Here is a 15356-nt window from a genome sequence, read left to right as displayed (position 1 = left end):
TTTGCTTGTGGAAAGGCAGTTTTTTGGCTTTCTTCGTTGTATCAGGGCAACAAGGGCTTTGTTTCCTGTCTTTTTAGGGTTTGAGATGCCAAAATTGTCATATGGCAAGCCGTGAATTCTTAAAAATCCTACAATCTGCTCGATTAGGTGACGTATCCGCACAACAAAACCTAGCCTCCGCTTATTTAACGGGGTCTTTTAGGGCTCCAATCCAGCCGGCTAATGCATTGATTTGGCTAGAGAAATCCTATTTATCCTGTAAAAATCAAGCCGTTAGTAATTCCAGTGCGGGTTCTACTGAACTTTTTGAGCTAGATACATACCCCCCAGAGATGCTGGGAATTTTGAAGCAAATATCAACAGTTCCCCTAGATCTCACCTTTAATTCACTAGCCTTTTCTTTTGGCTGGGAATCATTCTGGATGCTAGCTAAAGCGAATATTGATATCAGCTACGCCGCGCAATGGCAACTTGCAGAACTACTACTTGATCCAAATAAAAAAGTGCTTCATGTAGAGCTTACTAAGTGGCTCTCAAAGCAGAAGAGCGATCTTGACCTCCCCGCTCTACAAAAAACTGCGAAAGAATTTCTTCTTCAACTAGCGGAATCAGAAACCCCCTTCACCAATTTAGCTAAAGAGCTTCTGATTAAGCTCCAACCAAAAGATGAGGCACTCTCCTCCCTGTGGAGTGCTTGGCTCTCAAAAAAGGATGAAGGTGCACTAGTTCAAGCAGCAGAACTCGGACTGACAATTGCAAAACTGACCCTGGGTTTACGTCTTGCTCAATTAAATGAAGTGGGTTCTGATACGAAAGATTCGATTGAGGCTGGTGGCGTCAAATCAAATGCCTCTCTTAAGAAAGCAGCTTACTGGCTAGGGCTTGCTGCAAAAGATGGTGATCGAGATGCCTGGTTTGCTTTGGGTGAAATCTATCGTCGCCCACAGTTCTCTGGATACAACGCTAGTGAAAGTGATCGCTGCTTTGATCGCGCAGCAGATTTAGGTCATCCGGTATCTCAATTCAGAAGAGGCGCGAACCTCTGGCGTAAACGTGAAAAAGTGGAAGAGAAGGTGCGCGGACTTCAAGCTTCTTATTGGATTTGGCAAGCTCACCAACAAGGTGTGCCCGAAGCAAAAGAATTGCTCAGTAAAGTCCTGGAAAATGTTTCTAGCCCCAAGAATAATGATTGGTTTGAATTGGCCACTTATGCTGAAAAAGCTTTAAATCATCATGCGGAGCATCAATTAGATGAGGAGTGGACCTTGCTATGTCACCGACTTATTGTTGCCAATCAATTTAACTTGAGCAAGGCAGAGTTGTTACTGTGCGAAGTCGGTCAACTGCAACATGAACATTGTGTCGTTGTTGATATTCGCCATGAGTTGCCAAAGATACTACCTAGATTAATTCAGATTGATACCACTCAGCAACGCCGCTCATTGCTTGCTGCAGGAAAAGTGTTTGCAAGTAGCAACGCAGACTTGGAGGGGAATCTAAGACAAAGACGTTATCGATTTGATCGGGTGACAGAGTGGCTTGCTAGTACCTTCGGGCAAGATCAAGTTGTGGCTTGAGTATCTGGCTTTGTACTTGCGTCAGCATCATCGTCTGATGGTTTTGGCACATAAAATCGGGCAATCAAAAGTCCGAGCTCATAAAGCAGAGTCATTGGAATTGCCAGCAGTAATTGAGAAAGCACATCAGGCGGCGTGACAATTGCTGAAATAACAAAAGCACCAACGATTACATAGGGACGAATCTCTTTGAGCTTTGCTAGGGGGACCATGCCCATACGCACTAAAACCACAACCACAACGGGTACTTCAAAAGTAAGTCCAAAGGCCAGGAAGGTATTCATGGCAAAGCCAAGGTACTTATCAATATCCGTTGACATCTCCGCACCCAAGGGGGCGTTGTAGCTAGCCATAAACTCAAATACAGTTGGAAATACTAAGAAGTAGGCAAATGCCATACCAAATATAAAGAGGCTATAGCTACTCACCACCAGCGGCACGATCAGTTTGCGCTCATGCTGATACAGACCCGGTGCAATGAAAGCCCATAATTGATACATCACTACGGGCAATGCAATGATGAAAGACACCAACATGGTGACCTTCATCGGTACAAAGAATGAACCTGTGACATCAGTCACAATCATCTTGCCACCAGAGGGCAAGGCATTTAATAGTGGCTGCGAGAATAAATGAAAAATATCCGGCGCCCAGTACACTAGGGAAACAAAAACCACAATGATGGCTATCGATGACTTAATAATGCGATCACGCAACTCAAATAAATGAGACAAGAAGGATTCTTGTAAGCCGGAATCTTCTGTTGAGTTTTTTTCAGTCATGCGTGGATATTTATATTCTTGTAGTCTTGATTTTTTATTACTTATTAGCACTATGGTGAAAGCGCTTCATGCGGGCTGCACCAGATTGCACGCGAGTGCGCATCCCAGTTGAGTGCTTAAACCAAACTGGTCTAGCTGCGCGTCTCACACCCCAACTATTGCGTCCTTGACGGATTGACTTGCTAAGCACTTCTTTTTCATCAAGAGGCGCTCTTGTGAAATTATTTTCAAAGATGTCGGCCTGATCGCTTAAATTAGCGCCTGCCTCTTGAACGGTAGATTGCAGTGAATTCTCAACATCTTTAAAAGCGGAGACACTCTCTTCACGAAGCTTCTTGAACTCCTCGACATCCATCTGCCGGTTAACTTCGGCTTTGACATCCGCCATATAGCGTTGAGCTCGTCCGAATAAATTACCCACCATGCGGGCGATCTTAGGAAGGCGCTCTGGGCCGACCACTACCAATGCAACTACTGCAATGAGTGCAAGCTTTGAAACTCCGAGATCAATCATTACAGCTGCGCATTATTTCTATCAACAATTATTTATTGATGTCTTTTGCCTGAACATCCACAGTTTTCTCTGGTGATGCGGCAGCGGTCTGAATTTGTTCCTTGGCCTTATCTTGTGGCTCTTCAGTTCCCTCAGGCGGTTTCATACCGTCTTTGAAACCTTTAACAGCACCACCTAAGTCAGTGCCGATATTGCGCAATTTTTTGGTACCAAATACCAACATCACGATTACCAAGACAATCAACCAATGCCAAATGCTAAATGAACCCATTTTTAATCTCCTCGGACTATTTTTTCCAGGGGCGCGGTCCGCCCATCACATGCAAGTGCAAGTGATAAATCTCTTGCCCACCATCCGCACCATTGTTCACTACCAATCTAAAGCCGCCATCTTTTCCGGGACGACAACCCTGCTCCTTGGCAAGACGCGGTGCTAATTCCATCATTCTACCTAGCAATGGCGCATCCATCGGTTCCGCAGACTCCAACATGGGGATATGTTTTTTGGGAATGATCAGAAAATGGATAGGTGCGGCTGGATTTATATCTTTAAAAGCATAGATTTCTTCATCTTCATAAACCTTCTGAGATGGGATTAATCCTTGAGAAATCTTACAAAACAGGCAATTTGGGTCATGTGACATCAATTACTCCTTATTGGCCGCTTTTCTGGCGGCTTTTTCTTCGATGCCTGAAGTACCGAGACGGCGCTCTAGCTCAGCAATCACGTCTTCTGGACGCAAGCCAAACTGGGAAAGTGCAATTAAGCAATGAAACCAAAGATCTGCCATCTCGCCCACTAGTAGCTTTTGCTGCTCCGGGGCTAGATTGGCATTACGGGCATCCTTGGCGGCCATTACCGCCTCGGTGGCCTCTTCACCAATTTTCTTTAAAATACCGTCATCGCCATTGGAAAAGAGCAAAGCAGTGTATGAGGTTTTTGGATCGGTCTGTCCAGCTTTAAATGCATCACGTCGCTGGTCCACTACATTGGCCAGATGGGCCAAAGCAGAGTCTAAATTTTTAATATTGTCCATTGAAGCATTCTACTGAGACTATACCGTCCAGTCCTCTACCTTTAATTTATGAACCCTTTTGAATGCTTTGTCATTTGTGACCAGAACAGCGCCAACTTGAGCGGCATGTGCGGCAATTTGCATATCCAGGGATCCCATTAAACTTCCTGAGCGCTCCAATTGCGCCCTGAGGGAACCGTAATACTCAGCTACATCGCTGCCCCAATCCAGTATGTCAACTCGCTTTAAAAACTCTCGAACTATTCTGTGAAGATTAAGCGCATTGGGGTTTTTAGCCAAACCATATAAAAGCTCACCTTCAGAAATCACAGATAAACATAATTTATCCATAGACATGCTTGAGATTCTTTTACTTACTTTTGGGTTTTCTTTTATGAAACTACTTACCGTATTAGTATCAAGCATATATTTCATTACTTATCGATTCCTACAAATGGATCTCGATTTTGTGAGCCTTGATTTCGATCTTCGGGACTCAAAAAGTCTTTTGGAACGCCCCCGCCCTTTAAGGCTAGAAAAAAACCATCCCAGTTTTCCGGCTTTCTAGACAAAATTAAATCGCCGGTTTTGGCGTCACGCCGAATAAATACCTCTTTTTCCTCAAAACGAAAAGCGGCAGGCAAGCGAATAGCCTGACTGCGCCCATTCATAAAGACTTTTGCCGTTTGACTCATCATTCGAACCCCCTGGTATATATCAAAGTATATATCATTTCAAATCATAGTGGGGTGTTAGGGAAACCTTTAAAACCAAAGATTTATGTCAGATTTTGCTGATTTTTCGCCAATTTGAGCCAACTGGATCCCACTCCTGAAAGAAACAACTATGTTCCCCAGTATGACAAGCAATTCCGTCCTTCTGCTCAACCATTAAAAGAATAGTGTCTCCATCACAATCAAGGCGAATTTCTTTTACTTTTTGGGTATGACCGGATTCTTCACCCTTGTGCCAGAGTTTCTGCCTTGAGCGAGTCCAGTACACGGCCTCGCCTAGACGCAAGGTTTCCAAAAGTGCATCGCGGTTCATCCAAGCCATCATCAAGACGTCTTTGCTGCCTTCTTCCTGAGCGATTACCGGAACCAGACCTTGCTCATTCCAAGTAACAGCCTCCAATAAAGCCGCTTGCTCTGGATTTGTATTTATTGTTTTATCTGACATTTGCCTCATTTTGACAGAAAAAATGGTCTTTTAGCCTGGATATCGATATTGGAAAATCTTCGTTATCCCCTCATTACGAAAACTAGACCATTAATCGCTACACGTACACCTTTTTCATAGCGGAAATGAGATCCTTGTCTAGGTTTACCAAAGGAATTGAATATCACATTGCTAACTACTAAATATAGGGCGTAACAAGGTTGCATGCCCCGTAATAATAAAATTTAGGTGTCTCTACCAGCATGAATGAGGAACTTGATGTCAATCTCAGTCTGAGCTGACACACCCTTCATTAAAGACAGCATTTTTTGTGCGGCAACTGTGGGTAAATCCATATCATTAGATAAAATTGGTATCAAATCTGCAACTGGCTTGCCGCGTTGCGTGGTCCGAACTACCCGACCGGTACCCACCCTTCTGAGCAGTTCTTCAAAATGAGATTTTGCTTCGAAAGTATCAACGATGATAGGAGTTAATTTCATATTCTTTATTTAAATTGGACTAGCCAATTAGAAGAAATTTTTATGATTATTCAGGCCTGCCTTGAAGATGGTTAAGTAAGTTAAATCCGGACAGGAATTCCTTGGCTCGCCATATATTCTTTCGCCTGGCCAACGGTGTATTCACCGTAATGGAAAATACTTGCCGCAAGTACTGCATCAGCGTGGCCCTTAGTAATGCCATCAACTAAATGCTGCAAATTTCCCACACCACCAGAGGCGATTACTGGAACACTTACTGCATCACTCACTCCAGCAGTTAACTCCAGATCAAAGCCGTCTTTGCTACCGTCGCGATTCATACTCGTGAGCAGAATTTCTCCAGCACCACGTTTAGCGACTTCAGAAGCCCATGCAACGACATCCATACCAGTAGCAGTTCTACCACCATGGGTAAAGACCTCCCAATTACCGGCCTCGGTCTTCTTAGCATCAATCGCGACCACAATACATTGCGAACCGTAATACGCCGCCGCATCAGAAACTAAATCTGGGTTCGCTACTGCGGAGGAATTCATGCTGACCTTATCAGCACCCGCATTGAGCAAGCGCCGGACATCTGCTACTGCACGTACACCACCACCAACAGTCAAGGGAATAAATACTTGAGATGCGACATCTTCAATGATGTGCAATATGAGATCACGACCATCAGAAGTAGCAGTAATGTCTAAGAAGGTAAGTTCATCAGCACCCTGAGTGTTGTAGCGCTTAGCAATCTCTACTGGGTCCCCCGCATCACGCAGGCCAACAAAGTTCACGCCTTTAACAACGCGCCCTGCCGTGACATCAAGACAGGGAATAATTCTTTTAGTTAGCACTGGGCGACACTTTAGATAATTTTCTTGGCAAACTTGAGCGTTAACTCATCAGCATATTTTTGCGCTGCAGTTAAGTCCAAATCACCAGCGTAAATTGAGCGCCCAGCAATGACACCCATTACGCCTTCAGCTTCAGCTTCACACAAGGCTTCAATATCTTGGTTATTAGATAAGCCACCGCTGGCAATTACCGGAATCCGAATGGCTTGGGCTAATTTAATCGTGGCATCCATATTGATACCCTTCATCATGCCATCGCGACCAATGTCGGTATAGATGATGGCTTCGACACCGTAATCTTCAAATTTCTTTGCAAGGTCGATGACTTCATGACCCGTAATCTTACTCCAGCCATCGGTTGCCACTTTGCCATCCCGCGCATCTAAGCCAACCATGATCTGGCCAGGAAAAGCAGTGCAAGCATCTTGCACAAAGCCAGGACTCTTGACCGCTGCAGTACCAATAATCACCGTACTAATACCGTCATCTAATAAGCGTTCTATCGTTTCGAGATCACGAATGCCGCCACCTAACTGAACCGGAATCTCATCGCCTACTGCTTTCAGAATGGATTTAATGGCAGATTCATTTTTGAGTTTTCCAGCAAACGCACCATTTAAATCAACCAGATGTAAACGTCGTGCCCCCTTACTAATCCAATGCGCAGCCATTGCGCCCGGATCTTCAGAAAACACAGTGGCTTTATCCATGTCACCTTGTTCGAGTCGAACACAGTGGCTATCTTTTAAGTCAATCGCGGGAATGAGCAGCATAGCGGTACGTTAGAAAAGTATTAAGGTTGCCAAGAAACAAAATTTTTGTATAGCTTTAGTCCGTATTCTGCACTTTTTTCTGGATGAAATTGCGTAGCAAAAATATTATCCCTTGCAACAGCAGAGGTAAACCAATCACCATATTCTGTTGAACCAGCAATATCTTCTTTACGTTGCGGCACAACATAATAACTGTGTACAAAATAGAAACTGGTCAAGTCTGGAATGCCATTCCACAGCGGATGCTGTCGATCCTGGCGTACCTGATTCCAGCCCATATGGGGAACCTTGTAAGCAGAACCATCAGGCTGTAATTTACCGGCCAACTCAAAACGTCGCACTTCGCCCGGAATCAATCCCAAGCAATGAGTCCAGGCTGAACTGGGATTCGCCCGCACTTCAGCGCTTTGATTAAAGAGCATCTGCTCACCCACGCAAACACCTAATAAAGGCTTATTTTTTGCGGCATCAAGCAAGGCTTCCAATAAACCCGACTCTTCTAGGTGCTTCATGCAATCTGGCATAGCGCCCTGCCCTGGAAGCACTACCCGCTCAGCGGAGATAATTTCTTCGGGAGTATGCGCGATCACAACATTGGCATCTGGTGCCACATGATGAAAGGCCTGATAGACGGAACGCAGGTTGCCCATTCCGTAGTCAACGATCGCAATGGTTTGCGCCACTTGTTAGCCTATGTTCTGTGGTTTTTTGACAGTCTTCAACTCAACGCTAGAAATTTTCTAGATTAGAGGCTGCCCTTAGTCGAAGGAACAACACCAGAGGCACGTAGATCCAACTCTAAAGCCATGCGTAAGGCACGACCAAAGGCCTTGAAAACAGTCTCAATCTGGTGATGGGCATTAATGCCACGTAAGTTATCGATGTGCAGAGTCACTCCGGCATGGTTTACAAAACCACGGAAGAACTCAATACTGAGGTCCACGTCAAAGTCACCCACGCGTGCACGGGTAAATGGCACGTTGAACTCCAGCCCTGGACGACCAGAAAAGTCGATTACTACGCGAGAAAGGGTCTCATCCAAAGGAACGTAGGAATGGCCGTAACGGGTAATACCCGCCTTATCACCAACTGCCTTGGCAAATGCTTGGCCCAAGGTAATACCTACATCCTCAACGGTATGGTGATCATCAATATGGGTATCGCCATTTGCCACCACTTTCAGATCAATCATGCCGTGACGGGCAATTTGATCCAACATGTGGTCTAGGAAGGGTACGCCAGAGGCTAGCTCAGCTTTACCTGTGCCATCTAAATTGATGGCAATTTGAATTTTGGTTTCAGAAGTGTTTCGGGTAACGTCGGCTTGCCGCATGCTTCAGTGCGCCGCGAGGCGAAGTGTTGATTGAAGCCTCATAATATCATTCCTAATACAGATATAAATGCTGATTTTGATTGCTAGCGTTTATTCACTTTTGCTGATTTTTAACTAGAGCCCCTCATGAGCCGCTTTTGGAGTCCCGTTGTTCAGACCCTGACCCCTTATACCCCTGGGGAGCAACCGCAAATGGAGCGACTGGTAAAGCTCAACACGAATGAAAGCCCTTATGGCCCTTCCCCGCTGGCCCTAGCAGCTATAAATCAGCAAAACACGGATGATTTAAGGCTCTATCCGGACCCGGAAGGAGTGACCCTTAAAAAAGCCATTGCCGATTTGCATGGTCTAGACCCAAAACAGGTGTTTTTAGGAAATGGTTCCGATGAGGTCTTGGCCCACGTATTTTTAGGTCTTCTCAAGCAATCCAAACCCATTCAGTTTCCGGATATCACCTATAGCTTCTACCCAGTCTATTGCAAATTATTCGGCATTGACTATCAAACTGTCGCCCTAGGCCCTCATTTTGAAATTGCGACAGAGAACTTCAAAACCCCTAATGGCGGGGTTATTTTTCCTAATCCCAATGCTCCAACTGGTCGAGCTATTCCTCGGTCTGAGATTGAAGCCCTTCTAAGCAAAAATACAGATTCAGTGGTGGTGATCGATGAGGCCTACGTCGATTACGGCACTGAGTCTTGTATTCCCCTGCTTCGTGGAAATGCCTGCCCAGAAAACCTCTTAGTTGTACACACTTTATCTAAGTCTCGCGCCCTAGCAGGACTTCGCGTTGGATTTGCAGTGGGACATCCAGCCCTCATTGAGGGTCTTGAGTGTGTAAAAAATAGTTTTAACTCTTATCCACTAGGTCGCTTGGCTCAGGCTGGAGCAATTGCTGCAATACAAGATCAAGCGCATTTGGAAACGACGAGTAAAAGAGTGGTTCAAACTCGCGAACGCTTAGTTTCTGAATTATCTGCATTGGGCTTTGATACCTTGCCATCAACAGCCAACTTTATTTTTACACGACATCCAAAGCATGCCGGTGCAAAACTGTACCAGGCCTTACGCGATCGTGGAATGATTGTGCGTCACTTCAAGTCCCCACGGATTGAAGAATTTCTGCGCATCACTATCGGTACAGATGAGCAAACAAATGAATTAATTAGCGCCTTAAAAGAAATTCTGGTACAGCTTTAAATCTCTAGAGGCGATTCTGTTCAAGCACTTGCTGGGTCTTTTTTATCCCTTATCAAGCTTGATTTGACCAATTTTTTCTTGACACCACTTGAGATCAAACTCTTAATTTGAGATATTTGAATCATAGTTAATAATCCCTCATCAGCCTCATACTGGGGAGCTGATTTAGTTGCAGTTTTGAATTCCATAGGAGCGCCCATTGCAGACTGATGATTCATAAATAATTTACTTATTCAAACGCATCTCGGCAGCGCGGGCATGAGCTGTTAAGCCCTCGCCGTGCGCGAGCGTACTTGCCACAGCGCCTAGCGTTTGAGCACCTGCTTCACTCACTTCAATCATGCTTGAGCGCTTAATGAAGTCATACACACCCAATGGGGAAGAGAAGCGTGCAGTGCGTGCTGTTGGTAAGACGTGATTCGGTCCTGCGCAATAATCACCCAAAGATTCGCTGGTGTAGTTACCCATAAAGATGGCGCCAGCATGTCGAATTAACTCAGCCCACTTGCGCGGCTCAGCAGCGCAAATCTCTAAATGCTCAGCAGCAATGGCGTTGGCAATCTCACATGCCTCGCTCATATCTTTTACCTGAATCAATAAAGCGCGATTAGTAAGCGATGCTTCAATCACTTTCTTTCTAGGCATCTCAGGTAATAGCTTGTGAATACTATTTTGTACTTGTTCAATAAATTTCTCATCTGGGCAAAGCAAAATAGATTGTGCCAACTCATCGTGCTCAGCCTGCGAGAACAAGTCCATCGCAATCCAATCGGGGTTACTAGAACCATCGCAGAGTACTAAAATTTCTGAAGGGCCAGCAATCATGTCGATACCGACAGTACCAAATACTCGGCGCTTAGCGGCTGCTACATACGCATTGCCTGGACCAACAATCTTGTCAACCGCAGGAATAGTCTGCGTGCCATAAGCTAAAGCGCCAACAGCTTGCGCACCACCAATCGTAAAGACGCGATCAACACCGGATAAGTAAGCAGCAGCCAAGACTAAAGGGTTGCGAGCACCATCTGGAGTAGGCACCACCATGATGACTTCTTTGACACCAGCAACTTTTGCGGGAATCGCATTCATCAGTACAGAGGATGGATAAGCCGCTTTGCCGCCAGGAACATAAATGCCAACGCGATCTAAGGCGGTGACTTTTTGACCTAAGCGCGTGCCGTCTGCCTCTTCGTATTCCCAAGAATGGCAGCCCGCCTCAATCTTTTGCTTCTCGTGATACGCACGCACTCTTTGCGCAGCAACGTCGAGAGCATTTTTTTGCTCAAGTGATAAACCTTCGTAAGCTTTTTTTAATTCTTCTTGAGAAATTTCCAACTCAGCAACACTGGAAACGTTGAGACGATCAAACTGTTTTGTAAAGGAAAGTACCGCAGCATCACCCTCACTTTTGAGTTTAGCCAGAATGTTCACTACGGCAGTATCAATTGCCTCATCATCGGCCATCGGCAAAGAAAGACTAGATAGCAGAGTTTCTTTGAATCCTGCATCTTTACTATTAAGGCGTTTAACTTTGACGTCTGCTGACATGTGATTTTTCTTTACTTCAGCAACTCAAAAAATGGCTGCAACTGTGTGCGCTTACGTTTGTAAGACGCTTGATTTACCACTAAGCGTGCGCTGATATCGGCGATAGGCTCAACCTCAACTAAGCCGTTAGCGCGCAGGGTATTGCCGGTAGATACTAAATCTACAATCGCATCTGCCAAGCCAACTAATGGGGCTAGCTCCATCGAGCCATAGAGGTGAATCGTATCGATGTGAACACCTTTGTTAGCAAAGTGCTCGCGTGCACAATTGACATACTTTGTTGCAACCTTCAAACGCGAGCCCTGCTTCACTGCAGCTGCATAGTCAAAGCCTTCTCTCACAGCAACAGACATACGACATTTGGCAATATTTAAGTCAAAAGGAACATATAGGCCATCGGTTCCGTTTTCCATCAACACATCTAAACCTGCAACACCAAAGTCTGCGCCGCCAAACTGAACGTAGGTCGGCACATCTGAAGCGCGCACAATAATTAGGCGCACGTCAGGATTAGAGGTTTCAATAATCAGTTTGCGTGACTTTTCTGGATCCTCAAGCGGACGAATACCGATCTTAGATAAGATCTCGGCGGTTTCTTCGAAGATGCGCCCTTTCGAGAGGGCTAAAGTTAACTTCATGGACTAATTATCCATCAGGCTTACTTGATCCGCTGAATGTTAGCCCCCAAGAGGGTCAACTTTTGCTCCATGCGGTCATATCCCCGATCTAAGTGATAAATCCGATCCACCTGGGTTTCGCCTTGGGCAGCTAAGCCGGCAATCACTAGGCTGGCGGAAGCACGTAAATCAGTGGCCATGACGATAGCGCCAGAAAGCTTCTCCACGCCCTGCGCAATAGCCGTATTCCCCTCAATTGCGATATCAGCACCGAGGCGGTTCATCTCTTGAACGTGCATAAAGCGGTTTTCAAAGATGGTCTCAGTAATGGTGGCATTGCCCTCTGCAATCGCATTGACTGCCATAAGTTGCGCCTGCATATCGGTTGGGAAGGCTGGATATTCAGAGGTGCGGAAACTAACCGCCTTAGGGCGGCCTTTCATAGAAGCTTTAATCCAATCAGGGCCGACTTCCATCTCTAAACCGGCTTCTTTGAGTTTGACCATCACCGCATCCAATGTATCTGGACGGCAGTGCTTCACCAGTACCTCACCACCAGTAGCAGCAACTGCGCATAAGAATGTGCCTGCTTCAATCCGATCAGCAATCACAGCATGTTCTGCACTATGGAGCTTTTCAACTCCCTCAATCACTAAGCGATCGCTACCGATGCCGGTAATCTTTGCACCCATTTTGACGAGCAACTCAGCTAAGTCGCCTACTTCAGGCTCGCGCGCTGCATTCTCTAGGATGGTTGTGCCTGACGCCAAAGTAGCGGCCATCAGTAAATTTTCTGTACCAGTTACGGTGATCATATCGGTCAAGATGGAGGCACCTTGCAGACGACCCGTAGCAGATTTAGTTTCTGCCTGAATATAACCACTCTTAATCTTGATGGTGGCACCCATGGCTTTTAAGCCCTTGATGTGCTGATCTACTGGACGTGCACCAATCGCGCAGCCACCTGGCAGTGAAACCTTAGCGTTATGCATTCTGGCAAGCAATGGACCCAAAACCAGAATAGAGGCACGCATGGTTTTAACCATCTCATATGTTGCTTCAGAGCTCTTAATATTGGCTGCCCTAAGTACAACGCAATTACGATCATTCACATCTGGAAAAGTGAAAGTCACACCAATTTCTTGGAGAAGCTTGAGCATAGTCCGCACATCTTGTAAGTCAGGAACATTACGCAAAGTGATAGGCTGATCAGTGAGCAAGCAAGCGCACAGAATTGGTAGCGCTGCATTCTTGGCACCAGCAATCGAAACCTCACCCTTCAGAGGGGTGCCGCCAACCATCCGTAATTTATCCATGAATCTATTCCAGTAAAAAGCTAATTTCGTATTTTAAGTTGGGGTGTTTTGTGCGAACTCTTCAGGAGTAAATGCTTTAATTGATAAAGCATGCACCTCCGCCTTCATGCGGTCACCCATAGCGCCATATACCAATTGATGGCGCTGAATCAAACGCTTACCTTCAAATGCCGGACTCACAATCGTCGCAAAAAAATGCTGGCCATCACCCTCAACTTTAACGTGGGTGCATGAGAGACCTTGCTGAATATAGCCTTCAATTTGTTCTGGGGTTGGGAACATTACAATCTCCTGATTTCTAATTTCTGAGTATTCTTAAATACTAATTTTGAAACACGCTTTACAAACTTAGTTCCTGAGCTTGTAGCCTTTTTGCAGCAAACGCAAAGCAATCACTGACACTCCGATAAAGAAGCAGGTCACAATCGCCAAACTATTCCAAGGGGAGATATCTGACACTCCAAAGAAGCCATAACGGAAGCCATCAATCATGTAGAAGAATGGATTGAAGTGCGATACCACTTGCCATGCTGCTGGCAAAGAATGGATGGAATAAAACACGCCCGATAGCATCGTTGCCGGCATGATGATGAAATTCTGGAAGGCCGCTAATTGATCATACTTATCAGCCCAGATGCCTGCAATTAAGCCCATGCTTCCTAAAATTGCGGCGCCCAACAAGGCGAATGCCATGATCCACAGGGGATATTCAAAAGATGGCATAGCAAACCAAGCGGTAATCAGCAATACGCCAGCGCCCACAACAATTCCACGAAACACTGCGGCCAATACATAGGCGGCATAAAACTCTAAGTGACTAAAAGGGGCTAGCAGTACAAAGACTAGGTTGCCAGTTACCTTAGACTGAATAAGTGATGAAGAGGTATTTGCAAACGCATTCTGTAATATGCTCATCATGACTAGGCCAGGAATCAAGAAGGCCGTGTAATTTAAGCGACCGTATACCTCTTTGCCTTCGAGCACATGTCCGAAGATCATTAGATACAGAACGGCAGTAAGGACTGGCGCGGCGACTGTCTGGAACGCCACCTTATAAAAACGTTTGATTTCTTTTCGGAGCAAGGTCGGAAAGCCGCTGCCATAAGAGATTGGCAGTTTTTTCAAAATAGGTTTCATCGAGCACCCCCCGACATGATGTTGACAAACACATCTTCGAGATCTGTTTTACCCTCACCATCTTTTTTCACTGAGCCGTATTGGCTCAATAAATTCGCGGTTGTATCCAAAGCAACAATCTTTCCCTGCTTGAGCATGGCAATGCGCTGACACAATGCCTCAGCCTCTTCAAGGTAATGGGTTGTTAAAACGATGGTGTGACCATCTTGGTTTAAGCGACTAATGAATTGCCAAAGCGATTGACGTAACTCTACGTCAACTCCAGCAGTAGGCTCATCCAAAATAATGACTGGCGGCCTATGAACTAAGGCCTGCGCCACCAATACTCGGCGCTTCATACCGCCAGATAAGGAGCGCATATTACTATCAGCCTTACCAGTGAGATCCAAATTAGCCATGATCTCGTCAATCCAAGCGTCGTTATGACGAATGCCAAAGTAACCAGACTGAAATTGCAGTGTTTCTCTGACGGTAAAGAAGGGGTCGAACACCAACTCCTGCGGCACGACACCTAGCATCCGGCGAGCATCACGGAATTGGCTTTGAACATCTGCTCCCATGATGGCAGCATGACCACCATCTGCAGTCACTAAACCCGCCAATATGGAGATGAGTGTTGTCTTGCCAGCACCATTAGGGCCTAGCAGACCAAAAAATTCACCTGGCTCGATGGATAAAGAAACATCATCTAGCGCCTGTAGTGCACCATAATTTTTAGATACGTTTTGAATTGATATTGCGGCGTGCATGCTATGACAAACCTAGCAACTGGGCAACACCATATACGCCGGCTAAGACGATTAACTTCTCAGGTGCATTTTGCACAGCAATCTGCTGACCATCAGCCTGTAATTTCTTTTGCCATGCTAATAAGACCGTTAGTACGGTAGAGTCAAAATCCTTGAGATTGCAGCAATCCACTACTCTTAATGTCGCAAGATTTAAGAGGCCATCTTTCTCCAACTGCAATACATTGTCTTGCGTCACTGAATTGGGTAACAAAAATGGCATCTAATATTTATCTTTGATTGATCTTGTGCGGT

The 15356-nt window shown here is 45.5% G+C and carries 23 protein-coding genes; 2 read left to right on the top strand and 21 right to left on the bottom strand.

The window, feature by feature from the left end; translation table 11 throughout:
- Positions 1–101 precede the first annotated feature (101 nt).
- Positions 102–1577 carry a tetratricopeptide repeat protein gene (locus ICN22_RS02000; RefSeq protein ID WP_216168603.1) on the top strand — a complete coding sequence of 492 codons (1476 nt, stop codon included), beginning with the start codon at positions 102–104 and terminating at the stop codon, positions 1575–1577.
- On the opposite strand, the gene tatC is transcribed toward ICN22_RS02000, so the two are convergent.
- From tatC to hisB, 13 genes are all read right to left on the bottom strand, one after another.
- The gene (gene tatC, locus ICN22_RS01995; RefSeq protein WP_216168602.1) at positions 1562–2359 is read right to left on the bottom strand and encodes a twin-arginine translocase subunit TatC; all 798 of its coding nucleotides are present in this window, start codon (positions 2357–2359) and stop codon (positions 1562–1564) included. The two genes, ICN22_RS02000 and tatC, sit on opposite strands and share 16 nt — an antisense overlap.
- Before the next feature lie 37 nt (positions 2360–2396).
- On the bottom strand, positions 2397–2873 hold the full coding sequence (tatB, locus tag ICN22_RS01990; RefSeq protein WP_216168601.1) for a Sec-independent protein translocase protein TatB: 477 nt from the start codon (positions 2871–2873) through the stop codon (positions 2397–2399).
- A gap of 28 nt (positions 2874–2901) precedes the next feature.
- Positions 2902–3144: a Sec-independent protein translocase subunit TatA gene (gene tatA, locus ICN22_RS01985; protein ID WP_216168600.1), complete on the bottom strand. Its 243-nt coding sequence runs from the start codon at positions 3142–3144 to the stop codon at positions 2902–2904.
- Positions 3145–3160: 16 nt separating this feature from the next.
- Positions 3161–3517 carry a histidine triad nucleotide-binding protein gene (locus ICN22_RS01980; RefSeq protein WP_216168599.1) on the bottom strand — a complete coding sequence of 119 codons (357 nt, stop codon included), beginning with the start codon at positions 3515–3517 and terminating at the stop codon, positions 3161–3163.
- Between the two features lie 3 nt (positions 3518–3520).
- Positions 3521–3910 (bottom strand): phosphoribosyl-ATP diphosphatase, encoded by a 390-nt coding sequence (locus ICN22_RS01975; RefSeq protein ID WP_216168598.1) that lies wholly within the window; start codon positions 3908–3910, stop codon positions 3521–3523.
- Between the two features lie 18 nt (positions 3911–3928).
- A complete protein-coding gene (locus tag ICN22_RS01970; protein ID WP_255533789.1) occupies positions 3929–4324 on the bottom strand; it encodes a type II toxin-antitoxin system VapC family toxin in 396 nt (131 codons plus the stop codon).
- Positions 4324–4587 (bottom strand): antitoxin, encoded by a 264-nt coding sequence (locus ICN22_RS01965; RefSeq protein WP_439650968.1) that lies wholly within the window; start codon positions 4585–4587, stop codon positions 4324–4326. The genes ICN22_RS01970 and ICN22_RS01965 overlap by 1 nt, the downstream gene beginning before the upstream one ends.
- 85 nt (positions 4588–4672) lie before the next feature.
- Positions 4673–5068 (bottom strand): phosphoribosyl-AMP cyclohydrolase, encoded by a 396-nt coding sequence (gene hisI / locus ICN22_RS01960; RefSeq protein WP_216168597.1) that lies wholly within the window; start codon positions 5066–5068, stop codon positions 4673–4675.
- 224 nt (positions 5069–5292) lie between these two features.
- Positions 5293–5550, bottom strand: a complete 258-nt coding sequence (locus tag ICN22_RS01955) for a type II toxin-antitoxin system Phd/YefM family antitoxin (protein WP_216168596.1) — start codon at positions 5548–5550, stop codon at positions 5293–5295.
- 80 nt (positions 5551–5630) lie between these two features.
- On the bottom strand, positions 5631–6389 hold the full coding sequence (hisF, locus tag ICN22_RS01950) for an imidazole glycerol phosphate synthase subunit HisF (RefSeq protein WP_216168595.1): 759 nt from the start codon (positions 6387–6389) through the stop codon (positions 5631–5633).
- Positions 6390–6400: 11 nt separating this feature from the next.
- A complete protein-coding gene (gene hisA / locus ICN22_RS01945; protein WP_216168594.1) occupies positions 6401–7162 on the bottom strand; it encodes a 1-(5-phosphoribosyl)-5-[(5-phosphoribosylamino)methylideneamino]imidazole-4-carboxamide isomerase in 762 nt (253 codons plus the stop codon).
- Positions 7163–7182: 20 nt separating this feature from the next.
- Positions 7183–7845, bottom strand: coding sequence for an imidazole glycerol phosphate synthase subunit HisH (gene hisH / locus ICN22_RS01940; RefSeq protein ID WP_216168593.1), 663 nt, complete (start codon positions 7843–7845; stop codon positions 7183–7185).
- Positions 7846–7907: 62 nt separating this feature from the next.
- Positions 7908–8495 (bottom strand): imidazoleglycerol-phosphate dehydratase HisB, encoded by a 588-nt coding sequence (gene hisB / locus ICN22_RS01935; protein WP_216168592.1) that lies wholly within the window; start codon positions 8493–8495, stop codon positions 7908–7910.
- Positions 8496–8621: 126 nt separating this feature from the next.
- Between hisB and hisC the strand changes: the two genes are divergently transcribed.
- Complete coding sequence (gene hisC, locus ICN22_RS01930) at positions 8622–9695, top strand: histidinol-phosphate transaminase (protein WP_216168591.1); 1074 nt, start codon at positions 8622–8624, stop codon at positions 9693–9695.
- A gap of 20 nt (positions 9696–9715) precedes the next feature.
- On the opposite strand, the gene ICN22_RS01925 is transcribed toward hisC, so the two are convergent.
- From ICN22_RS01925 to ICN22_RS01890, 8 genes are all read right to left on the bottom strand, one after another.
- Positions 9716–9913, bottom strand: a complete 198-nt coding sequence (locus tag ICN22_RS01925) for a hypothetical protein (RefSeq protein ID WP_216168590.1) — start codon at positions 9911–9913, stop codon at positions 9716–9718.
- 7 nt (positions 9914–9920) lie between these two features.
- The gene (gene hisD / locus ICN22_RS01920; RefSeq protein WP_216168589.1) at positions 9921–11243 is read right to left on the bottom strand and encodes a histidinol dehydrogenase; all 1323 of its coding nucleotides are present in this window, start codon (positions 11241–11243) and stop codon (positions 9921–9923) included.
- Between the two features lie 11 nt (positions 11244–11254).
- Positions 11255–11881, bottom strand: a complete 627-nt coding sequence (gene hisG, locus ICN22_RS01915) for an ATP phosphoribosyltransferase (protein WP_015420282.1) — start codon at positions 11879–11881, stop codon at positions 11255–11257.
- A 20-nt stretch (positions 11882–11901) separates the two neighbouring features.
- Positions 11902–13176 carry a UDP-N-acetylglucosamine 1-carboxyvinyltransferase gene (gene murA, locus ICN22_RS01910; RefSeq protein WP_216168588.1) on the bottom strand — a complete coding sequence of 425 codons (1275 nt, stop codon included), beginning with the start codon at positions 13174–13176 and terminating at the stop codon, positions 11902–11904.
- 33 nt (positions 13177–13209) lie between these two features.
- Complete coding sequence (locus tag ICN22_RS01905) at positions 13210–13458, bottom strand: BolA family protein (protein ID WP_216168587.1); 249 nt, start codon at positions 13456–13458, stop codon at positions 13210–13212.
- A 66-nt stretch (positions 13459–13524) separates the two neighbouring features.
- On the bottom strand, positions 13525–14313 hold the full coding sequence (locus ICN22_RS01900; RefSeq protein WP_216168586.1) for an ABC transporter permease: 789 nt from the start codon (positions 14311–14313) through the stop codon (positions 13525–13527).
- Positions 14310–15062, bottom strand: a complete 753-nt coding sequence (locus ICN22_RS01895; protein ID WP_216168585.1) for an ABC transporter ATP-binding protein — start codon at positions 15060–15062, stop codon at positions 14310–14312. Before ICN22_RS01895 ends, ICN22_RS01900 begins: the two co-directional genes overlap by 4 nt.
- A gap of 1 nt (position 15063) precedes the next feature.
- Positions 15064–15324, bottom strand: coding sequence for an STAS domain-containing protein (locus ICN22_RS01890; protein WP_216168584.1), 261 nt, complete (start codon positions 15322–15324; stop codon positions 15064–15066).
- Between the last annotated feature and the right edge of the window lie 32 nt (positions 15325–15356).

Origin of the sequence: Polynucleobacter bastaniensis (assembly GCF_018882205.1) — a bacterium.
GTDB classification, from domain to species: domain Bacteria; phylum Pseudomonadota; class Gammaproteobacteria; order Burkholderiales; family Burkholderiaceae; genus Polynucleobacter; species Polynucleobacter bastaniensis.
This window is presented reverse-complemented; position numbering and strand designations above follow the sequence as displayed.

Excerpts from the sequence above, each read along its gene's own strand:
- ICN22_RS01895 (WP_216168585.1), bottom strand. The coding sequence starts at position 15,062 with ATGCACGCCGCAATATCAATTCAAAACGTATCTAAAAATTATGGTGCA.
- murA (WP_216168588.1), bottom strand. The coding sequence starts at position 13,176 with ATGGATAAATTACGGATGGTTGGCGGCACCCCTCTGAAGGGTGAGGTT.
- ICN22_RS01980 (WP_216168599.1), bottom strand. The coding sequence starts at position 3,517 with ATGTCACATGACCCAAATTGCCTGTTTTGTAAGATTTCTCAAGGATTA.
- ICN22_RS02000 (WP_216168603.1), top strand. The coding sequence starts at position 102 with ATGGCAAGCCGTGAATTCTTAAAAATCCTACAATCTGCTCGATTAGGT.
- tatA (WP_216168600.1), bottom strand. The coding sequence starts at position 3,144 with ATGGGTTCATTTAGCATTTGGCATTGGTTGATTGTCTTGGTAATCGTG.
- ICN22_RS01965 (WP_439650968.1), bottom strand. The coding sequence starts at position 4,587 with ATGATGAGTCAAACGGCAAAAGTCTTTATGAATGGGCGCAGTCAGGCT.
- hisD (WP_216168589.1), bottom strand. The coding sequence starts at position 11,243 with ATGTCAGCAGACGTCAAAGTTAAACGCCTTAATAGTAAAGATGCAGGA.
- ICN22_RS01975 (WP_216168598.1), bottom strand. The coding sequence starts at position 3,910 with ATGGACAATATTAAAAATTTAGACTCTGCTTTGGCCCATCTGGCCAAT.
- ICN22_RS01955 (WP_216168596.1), bottom strand. The coding sequence starts at position 5,550 with ATGAAATTAACTCCTATCATCGTTGATACTTTCGAAGCAAAATCTCAT.
- hisG (WP_015420282.1), bottom strand. The coding sequence starts at position 11,881 with ATGAAGTTAACTTTAGCCCTCTCGAAAGGGCGCATCTTCGAAGAAACC.
- hisI (WP_216168597.1), bottom strand. The coding sequence starts at position 5,068 with ATGTCAGATAAAACAATAAATACAAATCCAGAGCAAGCGGCTTTATTG.
- ICN22_RS01900 (WP_216168586.1), bottom strand. The coding sequence starts at position 14,313 with ATGAAACCTATTTTGAAAAAACTGCCAATCTCTTATGGCAGCGGCTTT.
- ICN22_RS01890 (WP_216168584.1), bottom strand. The coding sequence starts at position 15,324 with ATGCCATTTTTGTTACCCAATTCAGTGACGCAAGACAATGTATTGCAG.
- hisC (WP_216168591.1), top strand. The coding sequence starts at position 8,622 with ATGAGCCGCTTTTGGAGTCCCGTTGTTCAGACCCTGACCCCTTATACC.
- ICN22_RS01925 (WP_216168590.1), bottom strand. The coding sequence starts at position 9,913 with ATGAATCATCAGTCTGCAATGGGCGCTCCTATGGAATTCAAAACTGCA.
- tatC (WP_216168602.1), bottom strand. The coding sequence starts at position 2,359 with ATGACTGAAAAAAACTCAACAGAAGATTCCGGCTTACAAGAATCCTTC.
- ICN22_RS01905 (WP_216168587.1), bottom strand. The coding sequence starts at position 13,458 with ATGTTCCCAACCCCAGAACAAATTGAAGGCTATATTCAGCAAGGTCTC.
- hisA (WP_216168594.1), bottom strand. The coding sequence starts at position 7,162 with ATGCTGCTCATTCCCGCGATTGACTTAAAAGATAGCCACTGTGTTCGA.
- tatB (WP_216168601.1), bottom strand. The coding sequence starts at position 2,873 with ATGATTGATCTCGGAGTTTCAAAGCTTGCACTCATTGCAGTAGTTGCA.
- ICN22_RS01970 (WP_255533789.1), bottom strand. The coding sequence starts at position 4,324 with ATGAAATATATGCTTGATACTAATACGGTAAGTAGTTTCATAAAAGAA.
- hisB (WP_216168592.1), bottom strand. The coding sequence starts at position 8,495 with ATGCGGCAAGCCGACGTTACCCGAAACACTTCTGAAACCAAAATTCAA.